The sequence below is a fragment of the Halogeometricum limi genome (assembly GCF_900115785.1).
Taxonomy (GTDB): Archaea; Halobacteriota; Halobacteria; order Halobacteriales; family Haloferacaceae; genus Halogeometricum; species Halogeometricum limi.
In genome coordinates, this window is record NZ_FOYS01000002.1 from 145,199 (window position 1) to 166,840 (window position 21,642).

Sequence of the window (21,642 nt, forward strand, 5' to 3'; positions counted from 1 at the left end):
CATAGATGGGGGAGTGAATGACCGAACTGACCGACGACGACGTCGCTCCCGACGTACGGTTCCGGGGCGGGCGTCTCGCGAGTGCGATTCCGATAGCGTTCTTCATCGTCTGGGCTATCGTCCAGAGCGGACTGCTGGGTATCGGAGATACGACAGGACTCGTCGCCGGCATGCTCGTCGGACTCGTCGTCGGCATGTTCTTCGTCAAGGGTCCGTGGAAGGAGTACGCCGACGTCGTCTTCGACGGGATGACCGAACGTGTCGCCGCGACGGCCATCGTCGCGTGGCTGTGGGCCGGGATGTTCGCAGAGACCATCCAGGTCGGCGGGTTCGTGGACGGACTCGTCTGGGCGGCGGACGCGCTGAGCGTCGGTGCGTCGTTGTTCCCGGCCATCACGTTCCTCCTCGCGGCGTTGCTGGCGACGGGCATCGGAACCGGCTACGGCACCGCCATCGCCTTCACGGCGCTCGTCTTCCCGGCGGGGGTCGCCCTCGGGTCGAACCCAATCCTCCTGTTCGGTGCCATCCTCTCGGGCGCCGTCTTCGGTGACAACCTCGCACCCGTCAGCGACACCACCATCGTCTCGGCCGTCACGCAGGACGCCGACATCGGCGGCGTCGTCGCCTCCCGGCTGAAGTACGCGCTCGTCGCCGCCGCCTTCGCGTTCGTCGCCTATCTCGTCGCGGGACAGGCGATGGCCGGGCAGGCGGTGGACGCGGGCACCGTCGGCGGCGACGCGTCCGCACTGGGTCTGGTCCACCTCGTCTCCATCGGCATCGTCATCGTCACCGCCGTCTCCGGGCGGCACATCATCGAAGCCGTCTCGTGGGGTCTGGTCTCCTCCGCGATTCTCAACGTGAGCCTCGGTCTGGCGGCACCGTCGGCGATGCTGGCGTTCCAGGCGTCACGGGAGTCCGACCTCGCGATGAGCATCGACGCGCTTCCCGTCGTCGGCGCGTTCGTCGTCCCCGTCGACCCCGGCAACACCGCCGTCGCCGGGAGCATCTACACCGGCGCGGCGGGATTCTTCCCCCTCATCGTCCTCGTCCTCCTCATCGTCGCCGGCGCGCAGGTGATGCAGCGTGGCGGCGGGTTCGCGGCGATTCTGGAGTTCCTCTTAGAACGCGTCGCCACCTCGGTGCGCCGCGCGGAGACGACGATGGTGCTCGGAACCGCCCTCGTCAACGCGATGATAACCATCAACACGGCCGCCGAGATAGCCATCGCCCCGTACATCCGCACGCTCGGCCGCCGGTTCAACATCAACGGCTACCGCCGCGCGAACATCTTGGACGCCAACACCTCCGCGCTCGGATACATCTTCCCGTGGGGCGGCGGCCTGCTCGCGGGCTACTCCGCGATGCAACGTCTCCCCGAGCAGTACGAGTGGTTCACGCAGGCGATGCTCGTCAACCCCGCCAGCGTCTGGCCGTACGTGTTCCACGGCTGGTTCCTCGTCGGCGTGTTCCTCTTGGCCGCGTGGACGGGGTACGGTCGGGAGTACGTTCCTGACCGCGTCAGCGGGGAGGTGAGTCGCGTATGAGCCTCTTCGAGAAACTGGCCGCTGGCTTCCGTCTCCGCACCTCGACGCCGACGTACGAGGCGGGCGACGAACTGACGGCGTTCGTCACCGGGACGAACGGCTCGGCGCTCCTCGTGCGCATCGGCGACTCCGTCATCGAACTACCCGACGCGGACCCGTCGCTCGTCGACGCGACGGTCCGGTTAGAGGTGGAGTCGTTCGACGCCTCGACGTACCGCGGGCGCGGCCGGTTGGTCGACGTGCTGGAAGAAGCGGAGTAGCTGGTCGCATCCGGGAACTTTTGGTCGGATTGGTGGAAGTAATAGAAATTTTATAATTGATGCGTGTAGTCGAGAGTATGGACGAAGACGAGTTCGAGGAAATCGTGAGCGAAGGCCGAGTGGAGAAGACGTGGCGACGCGAGAGCGGACACGGGAACGAGGTGGAGCGGAAACACCTGCACAAGCCGTTCGTGGAATGTCCACGGTGCGACGAGTGGAAACTCGCGGCGCGTACCCACCAGACACGCGAGGAGAAAGGACTCCTCGTCAGCATGACCGAGTGGAAGACGGTCGAACGGTGGTGGCAGTGCGACAACTGCGAGGGTCGATTCGAGATAGCGTAGCGTTCCTCTGCGGCTACTTGTTACGGTGGCCGAGCGGTTTCTTCTGTTCGACTTCAATCTCGACGTGGATGCTCTCGGGGAACTCCATGTGGCCGACTTCGCGGGCGATGTGGTCGTTGCCGTGTATCTCCAGTTTACGAGAGTAGACGGTGTAATCCCACGAGGCGAACTCGTCGCCGGGTGCGAGGTTTCGGTACTGCGGGACGGTGTGGTGTTCGGGCGGCGACGCGTGCGGGCCTTTACACTCCGCGCCCTTCCGTTCGACCATCTCGTGGAGGTCGGACACTTGCGACTCCAGTTCGTAGCGATTGCCACTCTGGAACGTGAGTTTGGTGACGAAGGTCATAGCTGGGGTGCTTAGCACCTACGTGGATGTGGAGGCGTAAAAACGCACCTACACGCCGTCTCCGTGCGGTTCGCTCACGAACGCCGACAGATACGCACGGAGGTGTGACGGCGCCGCCAGATTCACCGATAGCCTCTTAAAACCCGGCACATTTACGTACAGTAATGCCAGTGCAAGCGGTGAGCGCTGGAGCCATCCTCTTCCGCGACACCCGCGGCCGAAGGGAGTATTTACTCCTGAAGAGCCGACCGGGGGACTGGGAGTTCCCCAAAGGCGGGGTCGAAGGGAACGAGGAACTCCAGCAGACTGCCATACGTGAAGTCAAAGAGGAGGCCGGAATCGAAGAGTTCCGCCTCGTCGACGGCTTCCGCGAAGACTACGACTACGTGTTCGAAGCGAACGGAAAGACCATCCACAAGACGGTGCACCTGTTCATCGCCCGGTCGTTCGAGGCGAGTGCGGAACTCTCCACCGAACACCGCGACCTCCAGTGGCGCGACTACGAACAGGCGCTGAACACCATCACGCAGGACGGTCCGCGCGACATCCTGAAGAAGGCGCACGCCTACCTCGAAGACGTCGCCGAGGACGGCGACGAGGGCGAGACGCAGTACCTCGCCTGACGGCGAGCGTCGCGGCCCGGACGTCGGCACCGTCCCGGACGGCGGGGCGGCGGGAGCGACGACGTCGTCTCGACGACGGACCCGAAACGACTTCTTCGCTCGACTCCGACCGACGACCGTGTACCCCGGCGCGACCGAGTTCGGCTTCGAATTGCTCGTCTGCCGGTGGGCGGAGACGTCGTGGCCGCCCGAGGCGTCCGACGGCCCGGAGAGCGACGCCGCTGTCCTCGTCTCCCGGCAACTCGGAACGCGGCGACGACGCTGGGACACCATCGTCGTCGAGTGCGACCCCGCCGGACTCGCCGCGCGGGCGCGGTTCGGCGAACGCGAACTCGACTCGGACCTCCTCCACGTCGTCCGCAACGCGCCCGAGGAGTGGGCGTGGTATCGGGACGCCCTCCCGCACCCGGGCTATCCGTGGCGGTACGTCCGCGCCGCCGTCCACCGCGCGGCCGGGCGCGGCGTCGTCGAGAAGCGCCGCCGCGGGAACCGAATCGAGATTCGGCGCGTCGCGCCGTACCCCGATTGGGTCCGTCGCATCGTCGCTATCGAGAACAAACCCGACCTCGACGCGTCGGCGGCGCGCGCGCTCTCCGAGCAACTGACGCGGGACGTGGAGACGGCCCTCGCCGACGAGGTGTGGGTGGCGACGCACGCCACCGGACGCTGCGTCGAACCCGCCCTCTTAGAGGATATCCCGGTCGACGTCGGCATCCTCGCGTTCTCGTTCGACGCCGACGCGCCCGGCGACGGGTGGGCCGACGCCTCGGTGGAGTGGCACCCGAGCGAGGTGACGCCCGCGGACGCAGAACGCGACGAGGACCGGCGGACGACGCGCCTCGAACTCGCCGAACGCGCCTACGGTGCCGGGTGGCGGTCGTACCACGAGACGATGCGACCCGACTGCCGACACTTCGAACTCCGGCGGTTCGGCCGCGCACTCGTGCCTCACTGCGCCGCGAAGGCCCGGCCGCAGACGGCCGCCGAATGCGCCGGGTCCTGCGCCGACTTCGAACCCGAACCGCCCGTCTGGCGGACCGACGGATGGCCCATCGAGGGCGGTCCGGGGAAGGGTTTGCAGGCGTTGCTCCACGGGCGGCGCGAGTGGGTCAGAGAGCGGACGACCGACGGCGAGAAACGGGTCGACTGACGAACGGGTCGACTGATGAACGAAACAACCGACGGATGAGAGAGGCGGCGACGCTCAGTCGGTGACTTCCACGTCCACCGCGTCGCGTTCGACGGCCAGACGGAACGTCGGGACGGTTCGATAGACGACTTCGACGACGCCCTTCCGTCGGAGGCTCTGCAGTGCGCGCCGAACCTCGTCAACGTCCGGGTCGTCGTCGTACTCCTCTCGAACCTTGTTCAGGACGCTCACGACGCTCTCGGAACGGTCGTCGGGTCCGGCGACCACCGCGAACACGCGCGCTTCGAGTTCCGGAACGCGGATGACGGAGGGAACGCCCTCTTCGTCCGCTGCGACTTCGACGCCGGGTTCGACGTCGACCAACTCGGCCGCCTCCGCCGTCGCGCGGATGAGACTGTTGTCGTCGCGGAAGTAGTACTCTTTCAGGGTGTTCTCCAAGTACTGGTGTACCTCGCTTCCCGACTCCAGTCCCCACCTGTCCTGCAACTCCTTGTTCTTCGTCGGTTGCAGACGGACGATGTCTGCCAACCGCTCCTTCGCTTCCTCGGAGAGAGTCATATCGTAGTCGTTTGCATCGGGCGTATAGTAGCTTCTGCAACGGGACGGGGTCAGCACCCGGCACCGGGCGAACGTTTACCCCATCGCCGCGCGTCGCCTCGGCCATGTCGTGGGACACTATCAGACTCGACTGGGACGGCGACGTGGCGACGCTCGTCGTCGACCGACCCGACCGGATGAACTCGCTCAACGTCGAGACGCTGGACGCTATCGAGGAGGCGTTAGCGGAGGCACGCCGCGAGGAGGCGCGCTGTCTCGTCCTCACCGGCGAGGGCGAGGAGGCGTTCGTCGCCGGCGCGGACATCTCCTACATGCAGGAGTTGGGGACCGCGGAGGCGCAGACGTACGCCGAACAGGGCCACCGCATCGCGGCGACTCTCGAGTCGTTCCCCGCGCCGACTATCGCCGCCATCAACGGCTACGCCTTCGGCGGCGGATGCGAACTCGCCCTCGCCTGTGACCTCCGCGTGGCCTCCGAACGCGCCCTCCTCGGCCAGACGGAGATAGACCTCGGAATCATCCCGGGGTGGGGCGGCACCCAACGCCTCCCGGCCCTCGTCGGCGACGAAGTCGCTCGGCGGATGATATTCTTCGGCGAACGCGTGGACGCGACGGACGCGTTCGAACGCGGACTCGTGGGCGAAGTCGTCGCGCACGACGAACTCCGAGAGCACGTCGCGGAGATGGCGCGGGAACTGGCCGAGAAACCGAAGTTCGCGCTCCGGGCGGCGAAGGAGGCGCTGAACGCCGTCCACGACTCGCCGCGGTCGACCGGACTGGAGCACGAAGCGCGGGCGTGGAGCGGACTGTTCGGGACGCACGACCAGCGAGAGGGGATGAGCGCCTTCCTCGACAAGCGGGACGCGGAGTTCGAGTAGCGACCGAGAGCGGACGGCGGACGGGGGGCGAACGAGCAGCGAGCAGACGGCAAAACTGACGACGACTACCGCGCGTCGGGGGCCGCCGCCTCGGCGTCGTGAGTTCGGCTCTCCGCCTGTTCTGCCGCCGCGGCCGCCGCCGCACCGACGGAGTCCTCGGCGTTCGCACCGTCTCCATCGACGTCCGCCGTCGCGCGGAGTCGGTCGACCGACGCCGCGATGTCGGCGACGAGCGCCATCTGTTCTTCGTTCGCGCTGGCGGCCGTCTCGACCTCTTCGCGTACTCGTTTCGCTCGTTCGGTGCTCGTGTCTATCATGCTCGCCACCTCTTCGGTCCGGACGGCCTGGTCGTCCGTCGCGCCCGCGATGTCTTCCATCCCCGTCGACGTGGCGTTCACGGCGTCGACGATGGCCTCTTGGTTGTCGACCATCTCGCGGACCGCGTCGGCGCTCTCTCGCACCTCGGTGGTGACCTCCTCTATGCTGTCGACGGTCTGCCCGGCGTCCGCCCGCGTCTCCTCGATGATCTCTTCGATGCGCTCGGACTCGGTCTGCACCTCGTTCGCCAGCGACTTCACCTCGTTCGCGACGACGGCGAAGCCCTCGCCCGCCTCGCCCGCCCGCGCCGCCTCGATGTTCGCGTTCAGCGCGAGGATGTTCGTCTGGTCGGCGATGTCGTTGATGACCTCGACGATGTCGTCGATTTGAGCCACCTGGTCGGCGAGTTCGCGGGTCTGTTCGGCCACGTCGTCGCCGCTCTCGGCGACGTCTTCCATCGTGTCGACGGCGTGTTCGCCGGCGGCCGTGCTCTCGGAGGCGAGTCGCTCCGCCTCCTCGGACCGTTCGTTTATCTCGTCGGCCGACGCCGCTATCTGTTCGACCGTCGCCGAGAGCGACCCGACTTCGCCCGAGACTTCGTCCATGTTCTCGGCCTGTTCTCTGGCCAGCGACGCGGCCTCGTGGACCGAATCGCCGACCCGGTCTGTGGTATCCGTCGCGTCCGCGACGTGCCCGGCTATCTCTTCGGACAGTCGGACCTGTTCGTCGGTCTCCGTATCGCGTTCCGCGACCGGTTCCGTGACCGTCGTCGTCTCCAGTCCGGCGACGACGTCACCCTCGGGGTTTCGCAGGGGGACGCCGACCGACCGAACCCACGCCTCGCCGTCGGCGGTGGGCGCTCGACGAGGCTCAGCGTCGCGGTGACTCTCGCCGTCGGCGACGGCGGTCCGTGCGGCCGTCTCGACGCCGGGGAACGCGTCGCCGACGGACGCTCCGAGAACCTGGTCCGCGTCGACACCGTGCCGCTTCGCCGCCGCGGCGTTGCAGTACGCCACGCTCTCGTCGGCGTCGACGACGAGCGACGGGTCGGGATGCGAGGCGACGACCTGTTCGAAGAGGCCGCGCCAGAAGTCGCGTTCGTAGCGGAGACGGTCGGTCTCCTCCGCCTCGGGTGCGTCCGGGCCGAGCCCACCGTCCGCGGGCTCGTTCTCCGAACCGATACTCGCGTCTTCGACGGCGACGCCGTCGTCCATCTGCCGGTCGCCTGCATCGTCTCCACGTCCGATCGACTCACGCAGTCGGCGTAGCCATCCTTTCATGTACTACGCGGGCCGCTCCCGACTATTAAACCTCCTACCCTGAATATCGAATTTGATATTCTACGCGGCGGCGAACCGCACTCCCGCGGTCGCTCGGTGTGCGACCGTACCGCACAGATAAGTGTCTTGACGGCGACGGCTACGTATGAGCGAACAGATCAACCTGAGCCGAGTCGAGTCGCGTCTCGACGACCTGTCGTACCCCGTGACCAGAGACGACGCGGCGACCGAACTGTCGGACGTGACCGTGCTGATGGCCGACGGCGAGGATAACCTCGGGGCACTCGTCTCCGAAGTCGGGAGCGACTCGTTCTCGTCGTCGACGGAGTTGTACGAGGAGTTGCAGAACGTGATGCCCATCGAAGCACTCGGCGAACCCGGGCAGTCGGAGGGCGACGCCTGATTCGTTCGACGCCCACACTCTTCGCGGGAGACGCGTTCCCCGACGCTTAAGTGCGAGAAGCGACTGCCTCCGGTACCAATGGAGTTCTGCGACGAATGCGGTTCGATGATGAAGACCGACGGCGACGTCTGGGTCTGCGGTAACTGCGGCCACGAGAAGCTTCGCGACTCCGCGAACGAGTCGCACATGACCTCGACGGCCGCCCGCGAGGACAGCGAAGTCGTCGACATGTCCGAGGTCGACGCTGGCGAGATCGGGCCGACGACGACGGTGAAGTGTCCCAACTGCGGACACGACAAAGCCCGCTACGAGATGAAGCAGATTCGCTCGGCCGACGAGTCCGAGACCCGATTCTTCACCTGCGTCGAGTGCGACCACAAGTGGCGCGAAGACGACCACTGACCCCCTCGACCGCCCCGTCTCTCGCCGATTGCGGGTCGAATTAAGGGTCTGCTCACCGTACGGCCCGTATGTCGAAGAGCGACCACGCACCTCCGACGGTCCGCGTCCCCGAGGGGTGGCGAGAGACGAGTTCGACAGTCGAGACGATGTTCGACGCGAAGGTGGTCTCCGTCCGCGCGCACACCGTCGTCTTCGAGGACGCCGCCCTCCGCGACGCGATTCGCGACCGAACCGGTGTGGACGGGACGTGGCGCTTCTTCTTCGCCAGTCGCCTCCGCCTCCGCCCGAACGTGACGCCCTCGAAGCCGCTCACGCGACTCGTCGACGACCGAGCGAACGCCGGGTTCGTCGACCAACTCGGCGAACGGGGGTTCCGCGACGTGACGAGCGTCGAGTCGCGACGCTTCGCCGTCGAGCGAACCGAGGCGAACCTGACGCGCTACCGCGCCCGCGTCCGGGTGCGGACGGGGACGGACGACGGTACGGGGACGGACGATGGTACAGTGACAGACGACGGTACGGAGACGGACGGTGCGGCCGTGACCGTCGCCGCCGAGGGCTACCTCGCGGTGTGGCCGGCGGACGAGGGCTACCTCGTGGCGGGCGGGGCGTATCCCGTCTCGGTCGCTGACGACGGCGAACTCGCCGCGGCGGTGGCGTCGTCGCTGGCACCGGCTAGACACAGAGAAGAGCTGTTCGAGTTGATTCGCTCGACGGCGTAGCCTACTCGTACCGCGCGAAGACGAGGTAGCCGGTGTGGCCGACGCCCGCCGTCGACGGGCGAGAGCCTCTGTCTCCGAAGTCCATCCGCCGCTGGATGGTCTCGAACGTCTCGACGTCGTTCAAGCCGGCCGCCCTCGCGGACTCGACGGCGGCGCGACTGTTCTCGACGAACGGGGAGTAGACGGCGACGTAGCCACCGGAGCGCAACAGGTCGGGGGCGCGTTCGACGACGTCCGCGGCGTCGCCGGTGTCGAGCGTCAGGAGGTCGAACGGCCCCTCTTCTGCGACCGCGTCCAACTCCTCGGTCAGGTCGCCCGCGCGGACGTCGACGTACTCGTCGACGCCCGCGAGGCGCATGTTCTCCCGCGCCACTTCGGCGAACTCGGCGTCGCGTTCGTACGTCGTCACGTCGGCGTGCATCCGGCCAAGGTACGCCGAGAGGACGCCCGTGCCGGTTCCGGCGTCCAGCACGCGGTCACCCGCGGCCGCGCCGGTGTGGCCGACGATGAGACCGACGTCCCGCGGCATCATCGGTGCGCCCGTCCGTTCGAGGTGGTTGAACAGGTCCGGCCCTCGAAGGCGACGGACGACGAACTCCTCGCCGAGATGCGTCTCGAGGGTGTCACCGGGTTCGGCGTCTTCGGGGACGGTCAGCACGCCGAGGTCCGTCTGGAGTTCGTCGCCCGGCGCTCTGAGGTACTCGCGGTCGGAGTGGACGAGCAGATACACTTACTCGAGACGGGAGATGGCCGCCGCCAAGTCGCCGTTCTCGGCTTCGAGTGCCTCGCGCGCCTCGCTCTTGCCGACGCCCGCCCGCTGCGCGACGAGTTCCACGTCCGCCTCGGGAATCTCCGCCTCGCCGTCGTCGTCGGTGGGTTCGACGGCGGGTGCGTCCTCGCCGCCCGCGTCGCCGGAACCGGAACCGAGTTCGCGCGACTCGGGTTCGCCGACGATTTGGTAGGTCTCCTGGCCCTGCGCGTCCATGCGCGTCACCTGCGCGTCGGTGAAGACGAGTTCCTCGTCGGCCGTCTTGATGATGACCTCCTCCGCATCGAGTTCCGTCACGTCGATGCCCATCTGCTTCATCATCTGCTTCATCTTCCGTGGGTTCATGCCGCCTCCGCCAAACATACTCGCACGGAGGAGGCCCGGAGTCAAAAAGGGTGGCGAACCGCCGCGAGACTCCCGGAGGGGACTACTCGGACCGGACGCTGACCGCGAGTCCGCTTCCCACGGGCAGGACCGTCGTCTCGAAGTCCGGGACCGCGCGGACCGCGTCGAGGTACGCGGCGATGCCGCGCGTCGCCGCCGAGGCGTCGTCCGGAACCGTCTCGCCCTCGGCGTAGTCGACGAGCGTCGGGAAGTCGGCGGGGCCGCGAACGACGTTGTCCGCGACGACGACGCCGCCCGGAGCGACCTTTTCGCGGACCGCGTGGAAGCCGTCGACGTAGCGCTCTTTCTGGTGGTCGACGAGGACGCAGTCGAACGGACCGTCGTACTCCTCGACGATGGAGAGCGCGTCGCCGTCGCGGTAGTCGAACGAGGGCGCGTAGTCGCCCTCGGGAAGCCACTCGCGCGCCATCTCGAGTTCGTCCGGGTCGTGTTCGGTGAGGATGACCTCCCCGCCGTTCATGCCGCGCGCCCACCACGCGGCGGAGTAGCCGAACCCCGACCCGAACTCGAACACCCTCTCGGCGTCCGCGAGGCGGGCGAGGATGCGGAGGGTGCCGCCCGCCGCCGGGCCGACGATGGGGAATCCCTCTCTGTCGGCGTAGTCGGCCATCTCCGCCTGCACCGCGTCGTGTTCGGGAGCCAGTCCGTCGAGGTACCGGGTGAGTTCGTCCATGCGACGTGTTCGACCAAGGGGTACGTCAGCGTTCTCCCCGCGGTTCCCTCTCGACCCGTCGACCCTCGCCAATCCCACCCTGTTAAGTCGCCGCCCTCCATCATCTTCGACCATGTTCGACCCCGACGAGTTGGCTCGTATCCGCGAGGCGAAATCCGAGTGGGAGGCGGAGACGCTCTCACCGACGCTTGAGCGTTTCGGGGAGCGCGAAGAGGAGTTCACCACCGACACCGGCGGGCAGGAGGTAGAGAGACTGTACACGCCGGACGACGTCGCCGACCACGACTACCTCGCCGACGCGGGCTTCCCCGGCGAGGAACCGTACACGCGCGGCGTCTACCCCACGATGCACCGCGGCCGCCTCTGGACGATGCGGCAGTACGCGGGGATGGGTACCGCAACCGAGACGAACGAGCGGTTCGAGTACCTCATAGAACAGGGTTCCTCGGGGCTCTCCATGGCGTTCGACCTGCCCACGCAGAAGGGGTACGACTCCGACGCCGCGATGTCGGCGGGCGAAGTGGGGAAGGCGGGCGTCGCCATCGACAGCCTCCGCGACATGGAAGTCGTCTTCGACGGCATCCCGTTGGACGAGGTGTCCACGTCGATGACCATCAACGCGCCCGCCGCCGTCCTGTTGGCGATGTACATCGCTATCGGTGACCAACAGGGCGTCCCGCGCGAGGAACTCCGCGGCACCATCCAGAACGACATCCTGAAAGAGTACATCGCCCGCAACCTCTACATCTACCCGCCCGAGGCGTCGATGCGTCTCATCACGGACATCTTCGAGTTCTGCGCCGCCGAGACGCCGAACTTCAACACCATCTCCATCTCGGGCTACCACATCCGCGAGGCGGGGTCGACGGCCGCCCAAGAGATTGCCTTCACCCTCGGCGACGGCATCAAGTACGTCCAGGCCGCCATCGACGCCGGACTCGACGTGGACGACTTCGCCCCGCAACTGTCGTTCTTCTTCAACGCGCACAACAACGTCTTAGAGGAAGTCGCGAAGTTCCGCGCCGCCCGGCGGATGTGGGCGAAGATAATGGAGGAGCGATTCGGCGCGGAGAACCCGAAGTCCAAACAGTTGAAGTTCCACACCCAGACCGGTGGCTCGACGCTCACGGCCCAACAGGTGGAGAACAACGTCGTCCGCGTCGGCTATCAGGCGCTCGCCGCCGTCCTCGGCGGGACGCAGAGTCTCCACACGAACGGGAAGGACGAGGCGCTGTCGCTCCCCACCGAGAAGTCCGTCCGCACCGCGCTCCGAACCCAGCAGATTCTCGCGCACGAGTCCGGCGCGGCCGACACCATCGACCCCCTCGCGGGCAGTTACTACGTCGAGTCGTTGACGGACGGCCTCGAAGCGGAGGCGTTCGAGATTCTCGACGAGGTGGACCGACGCGGCGGGATGCTCGAAGCGGTGAAGTCCCAGTGGGTCCAGCGCCAGATTCAAGACGTCGCGTACGAACGCCAGCGAGAGATAGAGGAGGGCGAGCGAATCATCGTCGGCGTCAACGAGTACGAGGTGGACGAGGAACCCGACGCCGACGTCGAAGACGTGGACGAAGAAGACGAGAAACGCCAGCGAGAACGCCTGTCGACCGTGAGAGACGAACGCGACGCCGAAGCGGTCGAGGAGGCTCTCGACACCCTCCGCGACGCCGCCACAGGCGACGACAACCTCCTCCCGCCCATCGTCGACGCCGTGAAGGCGTACGCGACGGTCGGCGAGATATCGAACACGCTCCGCGACGAGTTCGGCGAGTACCGCCCCTCGGCCTGAACTCGTCCGGATGTGTGAGTTGGTGCCGCGCCTCAGAAATATTGATTAGTCGACATTCCGTGGGTGGGTGTACGATGCTCCTCCCGACCTGACCGCGCACCCCGCATTCGACCCGTCCACCGCCTCGCAGGAGAGTCGAGGGAGGTGGTCGGTCGCGGTGTCGGCGTGCCGGCCGCCGTCCCTCCGACGTGGTCGCACTCCCGGGTGGCGTCTCCGCGCCCGGAGTGCCGCGTCGTCGTCTCGTTCTCGAACACGCTTCACCAGTCACATCCATGTCACGCCACACCTCCGACGAACACGACAGCACCCGAACGCACCACATCCCCCGGGCGATGTCCCCCGAGACGCGCGCCGCCCGTGACGCCCGCGACGCTCCCGCCGCCGTCGTGCAGGTCGGACTCGCCGCCGGTATCGTCGCCGCCGTCGTCGTCGCGTCGTTCCCCGCCGTCGCCGCGACGGGAGTCGCCGCCGTCGTCGTCGGGATGGCCGTCACCACCGTCGGTCGCGCCGTGCATCGCGCGGCGGAGCGAGAGACCACCGTCCGCGTGCCCGGCGCGGGCGTCGAAGTCACCGTCGCTCGGTCCTCGCGCGACTGACCGCGGGGACCCCGCGTCGACCAGCACATTCACGTCAACTCACTGAATAGTCGGCGTATGCCCGGAACGCCCGACCCGGTTCTCGGGTCGTCTCTGCTGACGCACGTCGTCGCCGGCCTCGTGGCCGGCGGCGCCGTCCTCCTCGCCCTCCACTACCGGTCGCGGACCACGCCGAGACGCCTCGCTCTCGCCGGCGGTACCGCTTACGCCGTCGCCGCGATACTCCTCTGGGGAGTCGTCCGCGTCGCGACGAACGAGTTCGCACAGTTGGCGATACCGTCGCTTCCGACGTTCGCCGCCGTCGTCCTCGCGTCCGGCCTCGTCGTCTTCGCCCACACCGCACTCGCGCTCTACTTCCACGCCCGGTTCGGCTACCTCACGCCTCTCGTCGTCCTGTTCGGCGCGACGGCGTTTCTCGTGTGGGTGTTCCTGCACGTCCGCGGTGAGTCGGACCCAATCGGCCTCTACTGGCTACTGTTCGGGCCGGCGATTCTCACGGCGTTGCTCGTCCTCGCGGGCGTCGAGTACGGCGTCCGACTGCTCCTTTGACTCCGGCGGTGCGCGTCGGCCTGCGGATTTATTCGTCCGCCCGACGACGGCCGAGACGATGGAGTTCGACCACCTCGGCGTCGCTACCGACGACGCCACCGGCCTCGCCGCCCTGTTCACCGAACTGTTCGACGCACCCGTCGCGCACGAGGAGGAGTTCGACGGGATGAGCGTGGTGTTTCTGGAACTCGGAGACGGCTACTTCGAACTGCTCGAACCGCACGAAGACGGCGCGATAGCCCGGTATCTGGAGAAGAACGGCCCCGGAATCCACCACGTCGCCCTCCGGACGGACGACGTCGTGGGCGCGTTGGAGACGGCGACGGGCGCGGGCGTCGAACTGATAGACGAGGAACCGCGGCCGGGTGCGTGGGGACACGAGGTGGCCTTTCTCCACCCCAAATCGACCGGCGGCGTCCTCGTCGAGTTCGTCTCGCACTGACCGCGGGACGTGTTGGTTCCGTAACTGTTTTCGAGAGCGTCGAGAGACGCGCCGTATGGAGCGCACCGAACTGTACCACGTCCTCACGCTGTTTCTGTTCTCGATGGTCGTGCTGAACACGAACTTCTCTCTCACGTTTCCGGCGTCCGCGCTCGCCCGCGTCGCCTCGGTCGTCGCGTTTCTCGTCGCGATTCTCGCGCCGTCCTACCTCCTCGCCGACCTTTTCGTGACCGTCGCCGACAGGTTCTGACCCCGGCGGAATCACGAAAGCTAGTTTAGCACCGCGCACGACGTGTGAACGATGCGAGACTGGCTCTCACACCGAGTCCGGGTGTCGCCGGAGGGGACGGCACTCGTTCGGTCGACGAGCGGTGAGTCGTGGACGTTCGCCGAACTCGACGGGATGGTCGACGAGATGGCGGGCAGACTCGCCGCCCTGGGCGTCGCGAGCGGTGACCACGTGGGGGTGGTCCTCGGACCGTGCGTCGACTACGTCGCGCTGATTCACGCGGCGATGCGACTGGGTGTCACCCTCGTCCCGATGGGTGACCGCCTGACCGCGCCCGAACTCCGAACGCAGGTGGAGACGGCGGACGTCACCGTCCTCGTCTGCGGGAGCGAGACGGAGACGCGGGCCGTGGAGGCGACGGACGACGTCCCCGTCGTCTCCGTCGACGCCGCGACGACGGACGAAGTCGTCTCCGTCCGGTCGGTACTGCCCGACCCGGTCACGCCGGCGACGTGGACGCGGGACGACGTGCAACTGCTTCTCTTCACGTCGGGCACGACGGGCGACCCGAAGGCGGTACAACTGACGATGGGCAACATCCTCGCCAGCGCCGTCGCCTCGGCGTTCCGACTCGGGTTCGACCCCCGCGACCGCTGGTTGGTGACGCTGTCGTTGCACCACATGGGCGGTATCGCTCCCGTCCTGCGGATGCCGCTGTACGGCATGACCGTCGTCCTGCGCGAGGAGTTCGACGCGGGGGCCGCCGCCGACGACATCGACCGGTTCGACGTCACCGGCGTCTCGCTCGTCCCGACGATGCTCCGCCGGATGCTCGACAGTCGCGGGACGCTGGCGTCGTCGCTTCGGACGGTCCTCCTCGGCGGCGCGCCCGCCCCGCGAGAACTGATCGAGCGCTGCCGAGACTACTCCATCCCGGTCTACCCCACGTACGGCATGACGGAGACGGCGTCGCAGGTGGCGACGGCGGCCCCCGACGAGGCGTTCGACCACCCGGGGACCGTCGGCCGACCACTCATGTGGACGGACGTGACCGTCGTCGACGAGGACGGCGACGGAGTGTCGGCGGGCGAGTTGGGCGAGTTCGTCGTCCGCGGTCCGACCGTCTCACCCGGCTACTACGCCGACCCGGAGGCGACGGCGGCGGCGTTCGACGAACGCGGTCTCCGGACGGGCGACGTGGGCTACGTCGACGATGGCGGGCGTCTGTACGTGCTCAACCGCGTCGACGACCGAATCATCACCGGCGGCGAGAACGTCGACCCCGGCGAGGTGGCCGACGTCGTGCGTTCGCATCCGGACGTGCGCGACGTGGCCGTCGTCGGCGTCCCCGACGCCGAGTGGGGCGAACGCGTCTCCGCGCTGGTGGTCCCCGAAACCGACGAACTCGACGCCGCCGAACTCACCGCGTACGCGCGGGAGCGACTGGCCGGGTTCAAACTCCCCCGCGTCGTCGCCTTTGCCGACGAACTCCCTCGCACCGTCTCCGGGACGGTGAAACGAGACGCGGTCCGCGAACGACTCTCCGGGGGGCGAGAGGCGGAACGCGGGCCCTCCGAGGACGCGGACGGCGACGGCGAGAGCGGCGACGGCGACGAGGCGGCAGCGGACGGAGCGTCCCCCGCGGACCGGTCCGCCGGCGACCCGAGGCAGACACGCGAGGGCGAGACCGACGGTTCGGACGACCAGAGCGACACTGATGGTTCGGACGACCAGAGCGACACTGACGGTTCGGACGACCACAGCGAGACCGACGGCGGCGACGAGGCCGTACGGGCCCCGTCACAGAGCGACACGAACGACTGACTGCGGCGAGTCGCGTCGCGTGCGACTCGTTCGAGAGACGGCGGCACATCACAAACGATGATTACAGTCGAGTCCGTCTGGTCGGTGTATGCCTGGTGCAACAGCGCAGACGCTCCGACCGTTCCTCTGGCGCGCACAGACCATGTTTCCCGACCGAGAGGTCGTCTCGCGGACGCACGAGGGGATTCATCGATACACCTACGCGGAGTACGCCGACAGAGTGGGGCAGTTGGCGAACGCGCTCTCTGCGATGGGCGTCGAAGAGGAGGATAGGGTGGCGACGTTCTGTTGGAACCACCACCGCCACTTCGAGACGTACTTCGCCGTCCCGTCGATGGGTGCACAACTACACACAATCAACCCGTTACTCCCCGACCACCACATACAGTACATCGTCGAGAACGCGGCCGACCGGGTCGTGTTCGTCGACCCTTCGCTGTTCGAGAAACTCGCGGGCGCGTACGACGAGGAGTCGTTCGCGTCCGTCGAGCAGTTCGTCGTGATGGGCGAGGAGGTGCCCGACACCGAGTTGGAGAACGTCGTCGACTACGAGTCGTTCGTCGGCGCGGAGTCGGCGGAGTACGACTGGCCGGACGTCTCGGAGGAGCAACCGGCCGGGATGTGCTACACGTCGGGGACGACGGGGAAACCGAAAGGTGTCGAGTACACCCAGCAGATGCTCTGGGCGCACACGATGGCGACGCTCCCGGAGGCGGGACTGGACCTCCGTTCGTCGGACGTCGTGATGCCCGTCGTGCCGATGTTCCACGTCAACGCGTGGGGGATGCCGTTCTCGACCACCGCGGCCGGTGCGAAACACGTCTATCCGGGGCCGTCGCCGACGCCCGCGGACCTCGCGTCGCTCATCGAAGAGGAGGGAGTGACGCTCACCGCGGGCGTCCCCACCGTCTGGTTGGGACTGCTCGACTACTTAGAGGAGAACGACGCCGACATCTCCTCGCTAGAGCGCATCGTCATCGGCGGGTCGGCGGCCCCGAAGTCGGTCATTCGGCGCTTCGACGAGGAGTACGACGTCGACGTGGTGCACGCGTGGGGGATGACCGAGATGTCCCCCGTCGGCACCGTCGCGCACCTCAAACCGGGGATGGAGTCGCTGAGTAGAGACGAACAGTACGAAAAGCAGGGCAAGCAGGGCCTCCTCGTCCCGGGACTGGAGATGCGCGTCGTCGGCGACGACGGCGAGAACCTGCCGTGGAACGGCGAGGACTTCGGGGAACTGTGGGTCCGCGGCCCGTGGGTGACGACGGAGTACTTCGAACGGCCCGAGGCCAACGAGGAGGACTTCGAGGACGGGTGGCTGAAGACCGGTGACGTGGTGACCGTCGACGAGGAGGGCTACGTCCAAATCGTCGACAGGGCGAAGGACGTCATCAAGTCCGGCGGCGAGTGGATTTCCTCGGTCGAACTGGAGAACGCCATCATGGCGCACGACGGCGTGGCCGAGGCGACTGTCGTCGGCGTCCCGCACCAGCGATGGCAGGAACGGCCCGTCGCCTTCGTCGTCCCCGCGGCGGACGCGGACGAGTCGACGCTGAAAGACGAACTCGTCGCCATGGTCACGGACGAGTTCCCGAAGTGGTGGGCGCCCGACGAGGTGGTGTTCATCGAGTCGGTGCCGAAGACGGCCACCGGGAAGTTCGACAAGAAGGTACTGCGCGAAGAGTACGACGACGAGTCGCTGGTCGAGGGCAAGACGCCCGAGGACGCCGCGCCCGACGCGGACGACTGAGGAGCGGCGACCGCTCTCGAAAACGAACAACTCGTTTTGAGTTCTCCACAGTTCCGTGGATTATTTTACCTTACAATTCCACTCCATGGCATGGACCTTCTCGACGAGAGTATCGTCCCGGAGCACGCTCGGGACGTAAAGCAGACCGCACGTGAGTTCGCCGAAGAACACATGCTCCCCAACGCGGAGGAGTGCTTCGAACGCGGCGAGTACCCCTGGGAGATTCTGGAGGCGGCGATGGACGCCGGCATCGTCGCACAGGACATCGGCGAGGAGTGGGGCGGTAAGGGCTACGACCTCCACCAGATACTCGCCATCAACGAGGAACTGTACCGCGCGGACGCGGGCATCGCCCTGACGCTCATGCTCGCGTCGTTCGGGTGTGAAATCGTCGAACACTACGGCTCCGAGGAGCAGAAAGACGAGTATCTCCGCCCCGTCGCGGCGAACGAACAGATTTCGGGTCTCGCCGTCTCCGAACCGCAGACCGGGTCGGACATGGCCGGGATGACGACGACCGCAGAGAAGACCGACGACGGATGGGTGCTCAACGGCGAGAAGTACTGGGTCGGCAACGCCGTCGAGGCGGACTGGCTGACCGTCTACGCGAAGACGGGCGAGGGCGACGACCGATACTCGAACTACTCGATGTTCATCGTCGAGACGGACACCGAGGGCTACGAGGCCGAACACATCCCGGAGAAGATGGGGATGCGCGCGTCGAAGCAGGGCCACATCGTCTTCGACGACTGCACGATTCCCGAGGAGAACGTCGTCGGGACGCCCGGCGGCGGGTTCTACATGCTCGCGGACTTCTTCAACCACGGCCGCGTCGTCGTCGGCGGCCACGGCATCGGACTGGCCGCCCGCGCCATCGAGGAGACGTGGGAGTTCGTTCACGACCGAGAGGCGTTCGGGCGCAACATCTCGGACTTCCAGTCGACGCAACACATCCTCGCGGACATGCGCATGGAGTTCGAGGCGGCCCGAGCGTTGAACTGGCGCGCCGCGGACAAGGTGGCCAACGACGACAACGCCGGATTCTGGGCGGCGTCGTGTAAGACGAAGTCCACCGAGACGGCGATGATGTGCGCCGAACGCGGGATGCAACTGCACGGCGGTCGCTCCGTCCTCAACGAGTACCCCATCTCGCGCGTCTACCGCGACGTGCGCATCCCGGTCATCTACGAGGGTGCCAACGAGATTCAGCGCAACCTCATCTACCGGCAGTCGAAGTAGTCGGTCGGTCGCCCCGTAACGGCCAAAAACTTTTCAAACCGTAATCTCTGGATGGTGATTTGGACACACGAACAGCCCAGTACTTGTACCGTCTGTCGATTCGGTAGCTTCTAATGTCTACGGAGCGGAACGTGAGCCACTACTGACGATGAACGGGTTAGAGATCGGTTTACGTCTCGTCGCAGGGGTGTTGCTCATCCTCACCAACGGGTTCTTCGTCGCCATCGAATTCGCTCTCACTCGTGCGCGGCAGTTCACAGAAGAGGAGTTCATCGGCGGCGACGGTCGACTCGAACGGGCGTGGGAGATGACGAGCAATCTCGAACTGTACCTGACGACGTGTCAGGTCGGAATCACGGCGTCCAGTATCGCCGTCGGTATCGTCGCCGAACCGGCACTCGCCGCGCTGTTCGAGCCGCTGTTCGGCGGGACGTTCCTCGCGACGGTCGGAGCGGGTGCGCTCCTCGCGTACTTCATCATCAACCTCGTCCACCTGACGCACGGCGAGCAAGCGCCGACGTACCTCGGCGTCGAGCGGTCGCGTCTGGTCTGTCGATACGGGGCGGCACCGCTGTACTGGTTCTACGTCGTCATCTCGCCGATAATCAAGTTCGGTGACAAGATAGCGAAAGGGACGCTCCGACTGTTCGGCATCGAGATGACCGGCGCGTGGATGGAGGCCGAAGCCGACGTCATCGAGTCCCGTGCAGAACTCCGCCGGAACCTCGACCAGATGCTCGACGAGGGCGGCGTCCCCGAAGAGCGTCAAGAGGAGGTTCAGGCCGCACTCGACATCGACCGTCTCACCGTCCGCGACGTGATGGTGGCCCGAGAAGACATCGCCGCACTCTCGACGACGGCCAGTCTGGAGGAGAACCTCGACGTGCTGAAGTCGACGCCGCACACCCGGTTCCCGCTCATCGGCGACAGTCTCGACGAGTTCCACGGCATCCTCTACGTCCCGCAGATTCTGAACCGCATAGAGGAGATTCGCGCCGGCGACGTCTCGTTCACCGACATCGCCGCGCCGCCGATGACGGTGTCCGTGGACACGACGGTGAGCGAGGCGTACGACCAGTTCCAATCGGAGTCCCAAGAACTCGCACTCGTGGAGGACGAGGGTGACATCGTCGGACTCATCACCGCCACCGACGGGATGGAGGCGGTCATGGGCGAACTCGAAGACCCGCTCGACCAGTCGGACTGACGCGGTCGAGACGCCCCACGTCGGTCACGACGACGCGGCCGCACCGTTTTCTCCCGGACTCACGCGACGCTCCAGCAACAGCACGCCGACCGCCAACAGGCCAGAGACGCCCGCGAGCGTCGGCCACAACAGCGAGGCGAGTCCGGCGTCGAAGAACGCCCCGCCGACGACCGACCCGAGACCGAACCCGAGTCGCTTCGCGACTTCTATCAGCGACAGTTGCGAGCCTCTGTCTTCGACCCGACCCAGCGACGACGCCAGCGAGGTGACCAGCGGCGCGTGCAGAATCTCGCCGAGGGTCCTGAGGACGAGGAACGCGCCGACGAGAGCGACGCCGAGCGTCGGAGACACCGACCCGACGGCGGCGACGGCCAGCATGCTCGCGGCCCACAGCGACGCCGAGACGACCAGTCCTCTGGTCCGTCGCCAGTCGGCGACGGCGGCCACGAGGGGGAGTTGAAAGAGGACGATGACGAGCGGATTCAGGACGTACAGCGTCCCCAACTCCGAACTGGTGAGGCCCAACACCTCGTCGGCGACGACGGGGACGGTGGTCTGCATCTGCGCGTACATCACGGCGAAGCCGACGTTGAGGAGGGCGAGGAGGAGGAGTCGCCGTTCGGTGAGCGCGCGTCCCCAGTCGCCGACGGCGTCGCGGAGGGCGGCGTCGGCGTCTCCCGCGTGGAGGCGAGGGAGGCCGTACCAGAGGATTCCGGCGACGACGGCGCAGGTGAGGCCGTCGAGCACGAACACGGAGAGTTCGGCGACTTCGTAGAGGACGCCGCCGACGACGAACCCCGCGCCGAACCCCGCGTTGTTGCCGACTTTGAGGAGGGCGAACGCCCGGTCGCGGTCGCTTCCGTCCGTGAGGTCCGCCACCGTGGCGTGACTCGCGGGCGTGTAGAGGCCGAGCGTGAGTCCGGCCGCCGCCGCGACGGCGACGAACCCCGACCCCGAGCGAACGAGGGTGTAGGCGGCGAGCGTCACCGACGAGAGCGCCATGCTCGCGACCATCACCGGTTTTCGTCCGCGGCGGTCGGCGAGGTAGCCGCCGACGACGGTGCCCGCGGCGGTGGCGACGTTGTTCGCGAGGAGGCCGACGCCGACGACGGCGAGGGGGATGCCGACTGCGAGGTGAAAGTGGAGGGTGGCGAACGGGTAGACCAGTCCGGAGCCGAACAGGTTGACGAGTTGGCCGGCGGCGACGGCGTAGACGGGGCGCGGAAAGCCGCGGAGGGCGTCGAGCGAGAACGGCGAGTCGGACACGTCGGCCGGTTCGCGAGGGTCGGTAGAAAGCTTCGGGAACGCGGCGATTCGCCCGGACTTCTTCGCGAACCAACAG

At 67.0% G+C, this 21,642-nt stretch carries 25 protein-coding genes; 18 read left to right on the plus strand and 7 right to left on the minus strand.

What is annotated here, in order from left to right; genetic code table 11:
• The first annotated feature begins 17 nt into the window (after positions 1-17).
• From BM282_RS05615 to BM282_RS05625, 3 genes are all read left to right on the plus strand, one after another.
• Complete coding sequence (locus BM282_RS05615) at positions 18-1,544, plus strand: Na+/H+ antiporter NhaC family protein (RefSeq protein ID WP_089877761.1); 1,527 nt, start codon at positions 18-20, stop codon at positions 1,542-1,544.
• Complete coding sequence (locus BM282_RS05620; RefSeq protein ID WP_089877764.1) at positions 1,541-1,804, plus strand: DUF7513 family protein; 264 nt, start codon at positions 1,541-1,543, stop codon at positions 1,802-1,804. The genes BM282_RS05615 and BM282_RS05620 overlap by 4 nt, the downstream gene beginning before the upstream one ends.
• Before the next feature lie 77 nt (positions 1,805-1,881).
• Positions 1,882-2,148: a hypothetical protein gene (locus tag BM282_RS05625; protein ID WP_089877767.1), complete on the plus strand. Its 267-nt coding sequence runs from the start codon at positions 1,882-1,884 to the stop codon at positions 2,146-2,148.
• 13 nt (positions 2,149-2,161) lie between these two features.
• On the opposite strand, the gene BM282_RS05630 is transcribed toward BM282_RS05625, so the two are convergent.
• A complete protein-coding gene (locus BM282_RS05630) occupies positions 2,162-2,494 on the minus strand; it encodes an uS10/mL48 family ribosomal protein (RefSeq protein WP_089877770.1) in 333 nt (110 codons plus the stop codon).
• Positions 2,495-2,658: 164 nt separating this feature from the next.
• On the opposite strand from BM282_RS05630, the gene BM282_RS05635 reads away from it, so the two are divergent.
• The gene (locus BM282_RS05635; RefSeq protein ID WP_089877773.1) at positions 2,659-3,117 is read left to right on the plus strand and encodes a bis(5'-nucleosyl)-tetraphosphatase; all 459 of its coding nucleotides are present in this window, start codon (positions 2,659-2,661) and stop codon (positions 3,115-3,117) included.
• 118 nt (positions 3,118-3,235) lie between these two features.
• Positions 3,236-4,267 carry a DUF5787 family protein gene (locus BM282_RS05640; RefSeq protein ID WP_089877776.1) on the plus strand — a complete coding sequence of 344 codons (1,032 nt, stop codon included), beginning with the start codon at positions 3,236-3,238 and terminating at the stop codon, positions 4,265-4,267.
• Positions 4,268-4,321: 54 nt separating this feature from the next.
• On the opposite strand, the gene BM282_RS05645 is transcribed toward BM282_RS05640, so the two are convergent.
• Positions 4,322-4,825 carry a DUF5797 family protein gene (locus BM282_RS05645; protein WP_089877779.1) on the minus strand — a complete coding sequence of 168 codons (504 nt, stop codon included), beginning with the start codon at positions 4,823-4,825 and terminating at the stop codon, positions 4,322-4,324.
• A gap of 104 nt (positions 4,826-4,929) precedes the next feature.
• Here BM282_RS05645 and BM282_RS05650 point away from each other — a divergent pair, with 104 nt between their 5' ends.
• Positions 4,930-5,703, plus strand: a complete 774-nt coding sequence (locus tag BM282_RS05650) for an enoyl-CoA hydratase/isomerase family protein (protein WP_089877781.1) — start codon at positions 4,930-4,932, stop codon at positions 5,701-5,703.
• A gap of 65 nt (positions 5,704-5,768) precedes the next feature.
• Here BM282_RS05650 and BM282_RS05655 read toward each other — a convergent pair whose 3' ends face one another.
• A complete protein-coding gene (locus BM282_RS05655; protein ID WP_245758313.1) occupies positions 5,769-7,301 on the minus strand; it encodes a methyl-accepting chemotaxis protein in 1,533 nt (510 codons plus the stop codon).
• Between the two features lie 145 nt (positions 7,302-7,446).
• Between BM282_RS05655 and BM282_RS05660 the strand changes: the two genes are divergently transcribed.
• The 3 genes from BM282_RS05660 (at position 7,447) to BM282_RS05670 (ending at position 8,828) form a co-directional block, all read left to right on the plus strand.
• A complete protein-coding gene (locus BM282_RS05660; protein ID WP_089877787.1) occupies positions 7,447-7,704 on the plus strand; it encodes a DUF5789 family protein in 258 nt (85 codons plus the stop codon).
• 78 nt (positions 7,705-7,782) lie between these two features.
• A complete protein-coding gene (locus tag BM282_RS05665; RefSeq protein ID WP_089877789.1) occupies positions 7,783-8,106 on the plus strand; it encodes a transcription factor S in 324 nt (107 codons plus the stop codon).
• Between the two features lie 68 nt (positions 8,107-8,174).
• Positions 8,175-8,828 (plus strand): hypothetical protein, encoded by a 654-nt coding sequence (locus tag BM282_RS05670; protein ID WP_089877792.1) that lies wholly within the window; start codon positions 8,175-8,177, stop codon positions 8,826-8,828.
• Position 8,829: 1 nt separating this feature from the next.
• Here the strand turns inward: BM282_RS05670 and BM282_RS05675 are convergent, their stop codons facing one another.
• The 3 genes from BM282_RS05675 to BM282_RS05685 form a co-directional block, all read right to left on the minus strand.
• Positions 8,830-9,558, minus strand: coding sequence for a tRNA (adenine-N1)-methyltransferase (locus BM282_RS05675; RefSeq protein ID WP_089877795.1), 729 nt, complete (start codon positions 9,556-9,558; stop codon positions 8,830-8,832).
• Positions 9,559-9,960 carry a nascent polypeptide-associated complex protein gene (locus tag BM282_RS05680; RefSeq protein WP_089877798.1) on the minus strand — a complete coding sequence of 134 codons (402 nt, stop codon included), beginning with the start codon at positions 9,958-9,960 and terminating at the stop codon, positions 9,559-9,561.
• A gap of 64 nt (positions 9,961-10,024) precedes the next feature.
• Positions 10,025-10,675 (minus strand): O-methyltransferase, encoded by a 651-nt coding sequence (locus tag BM282_RS05685; RefSeq protein ID WP_089877801.1) that lies wholly within the window; start codon positions 10,673-10,675, stop codon positions 10,025-10,027.
• 112 nt (positions 10,676-10,787) lie between these two features.
• Between BM282_RS05685 and BM282_RS05690 the strand changes: the two genes are divergently transcribed.
• The 9 genes from BM282_RS05690 (at position 10,788) to BM282_RS05730 (ending at position 20,300) form a co-directional block, all read left to right on the plus strand.
• Positions 10,788-12,464: an acyl-CoA mutase large subunit family protein gene (locus BM282_RS05690; protein ID WP_089877805.1), complete on the plus strand. Its 1,677-nt coding sequence runs from the start codon at positions 10,788-10,790 to the stop codon at positions 12,462-12,464.
• A gap of 272 nt (positions 12,465-12,736) precedes the next feature.
• Positions 12,737-13,060 carry a hypothetical protein gene (locus BM282_RS05695; protein WP_245758314.1) on the plus strand — a complete coding sequence of 108 codons (324 nt, stop codon included), beginning with the start codon at positions 12,737-12,739 and terminating at the stop codon, positions 13,058-13,060.
• 57 nt (positions 13,061-13,117) lie between these two features.
• Positions 13,118-13,609 (plus strand): hypothetical protein, encoded by a 492-nt coding sequence (locus tag BM282_RS05700; RefSeq protein WP_089877808.1) that lies wholly within the window; start codon positions 13,118-13,120, stop codon positions 13,607-13,609.
• A gap of 58 nt (positions 13,610-13,667) precedes the next feature.
• Positions 13,668-14,051 (plus strand): methylmalonyl-CoA epimerase, encoded by a 384-nt coding sequence (gene mce, locus BM282_RS05705; RefSeq protein ID WP_089877809.1) that lies wholly within the window; start codon positions 13,668-13,670, stop codon positions 14,049-14,051.
• A 55-nt stretch (positions 14,052-14,106) separates the two neighbouring features.
• The gene (locus BM282_RS05710) at positions 14,107-14,301 is read left to right on the plus strand and encodes a hypothetical protein (RefSeq protein ID WP_089877812.1); all 195 of its coding nucleotides are present in this window, start codon (positions 14,107-14,109) and stop codon (positions 14,299-14,301) included.
• Positions 14,302-14,352: 51 nt separating this feature from the next.
• Positions 14,353-16,104, plus strand: coding sequence for an o-succinylbenzoate--CoA ligase (gene menE / locus BM282_RS05715; RefSeq protein ID WP_089877815.1), 1,752 nt, complete (start codon positions 14,353-14,355; stop codon positions 16,102-16,104).
• An 88-nt stretch (positions 16,105-16,192) separates the two neighbouring features.
• Positions 16,193-17,854, plus strand: a complete 1,662-nt coding sequence (locus BM282_RS05720; RefSeq protein WP_089877818.1) for a long-chain fatty acid--CoA ligase — start codon at positions 16,193-16,195, stop codon at positions 17,852-17,854.
• A gap of 90 nt (positions 17,855-17,944) precedes the next feature.
• Positions 17,945-19,093 carry an acyl-CoA dehydrogenase family protein gene (locus BM282_RS05725; RefSeq protein ID WP_089877821.1) on the plus strand — a complete coding sequence of 383 codons (1,149 nt, stop codon included), beginning with the start codon at positions 17,945-17,947 and terminating at the stop codon, positions 19,091-19,093.
• Between the two features lie 148 nt (positions 19,094-19,241).
• The gene (locus BM282_RS05730; RefSeq protein ID WP_089877824.1) at positions 19,242-20,300 is read left to right on the plus strand and encodes a hemolysin family protein; all 1,059 of its coding nucleotides are present in this window, start codon (positions 19,242-19,244) and stop codon (positions 20,298-20,300) included.
• 24 nt (positions 20,301-20,324) lie between these two features.
• On the opposite strand, the gene BM282_RS05735 is transcribed toward BM282_RS05730, so the two are convergent.
• Complete coding sequence (locus BM282_RS05735; RefSeq protein ID WP_089877827.1) at positions 20,325-21,566, minus strand: MFS transporter; 1,242 nt, start codon at positions 21,564-21,566, stop codon at positions 20,325-20,327.
• Between the last annotated feature and the right edge of the window lie 76 nt (positions 21,567-21,642).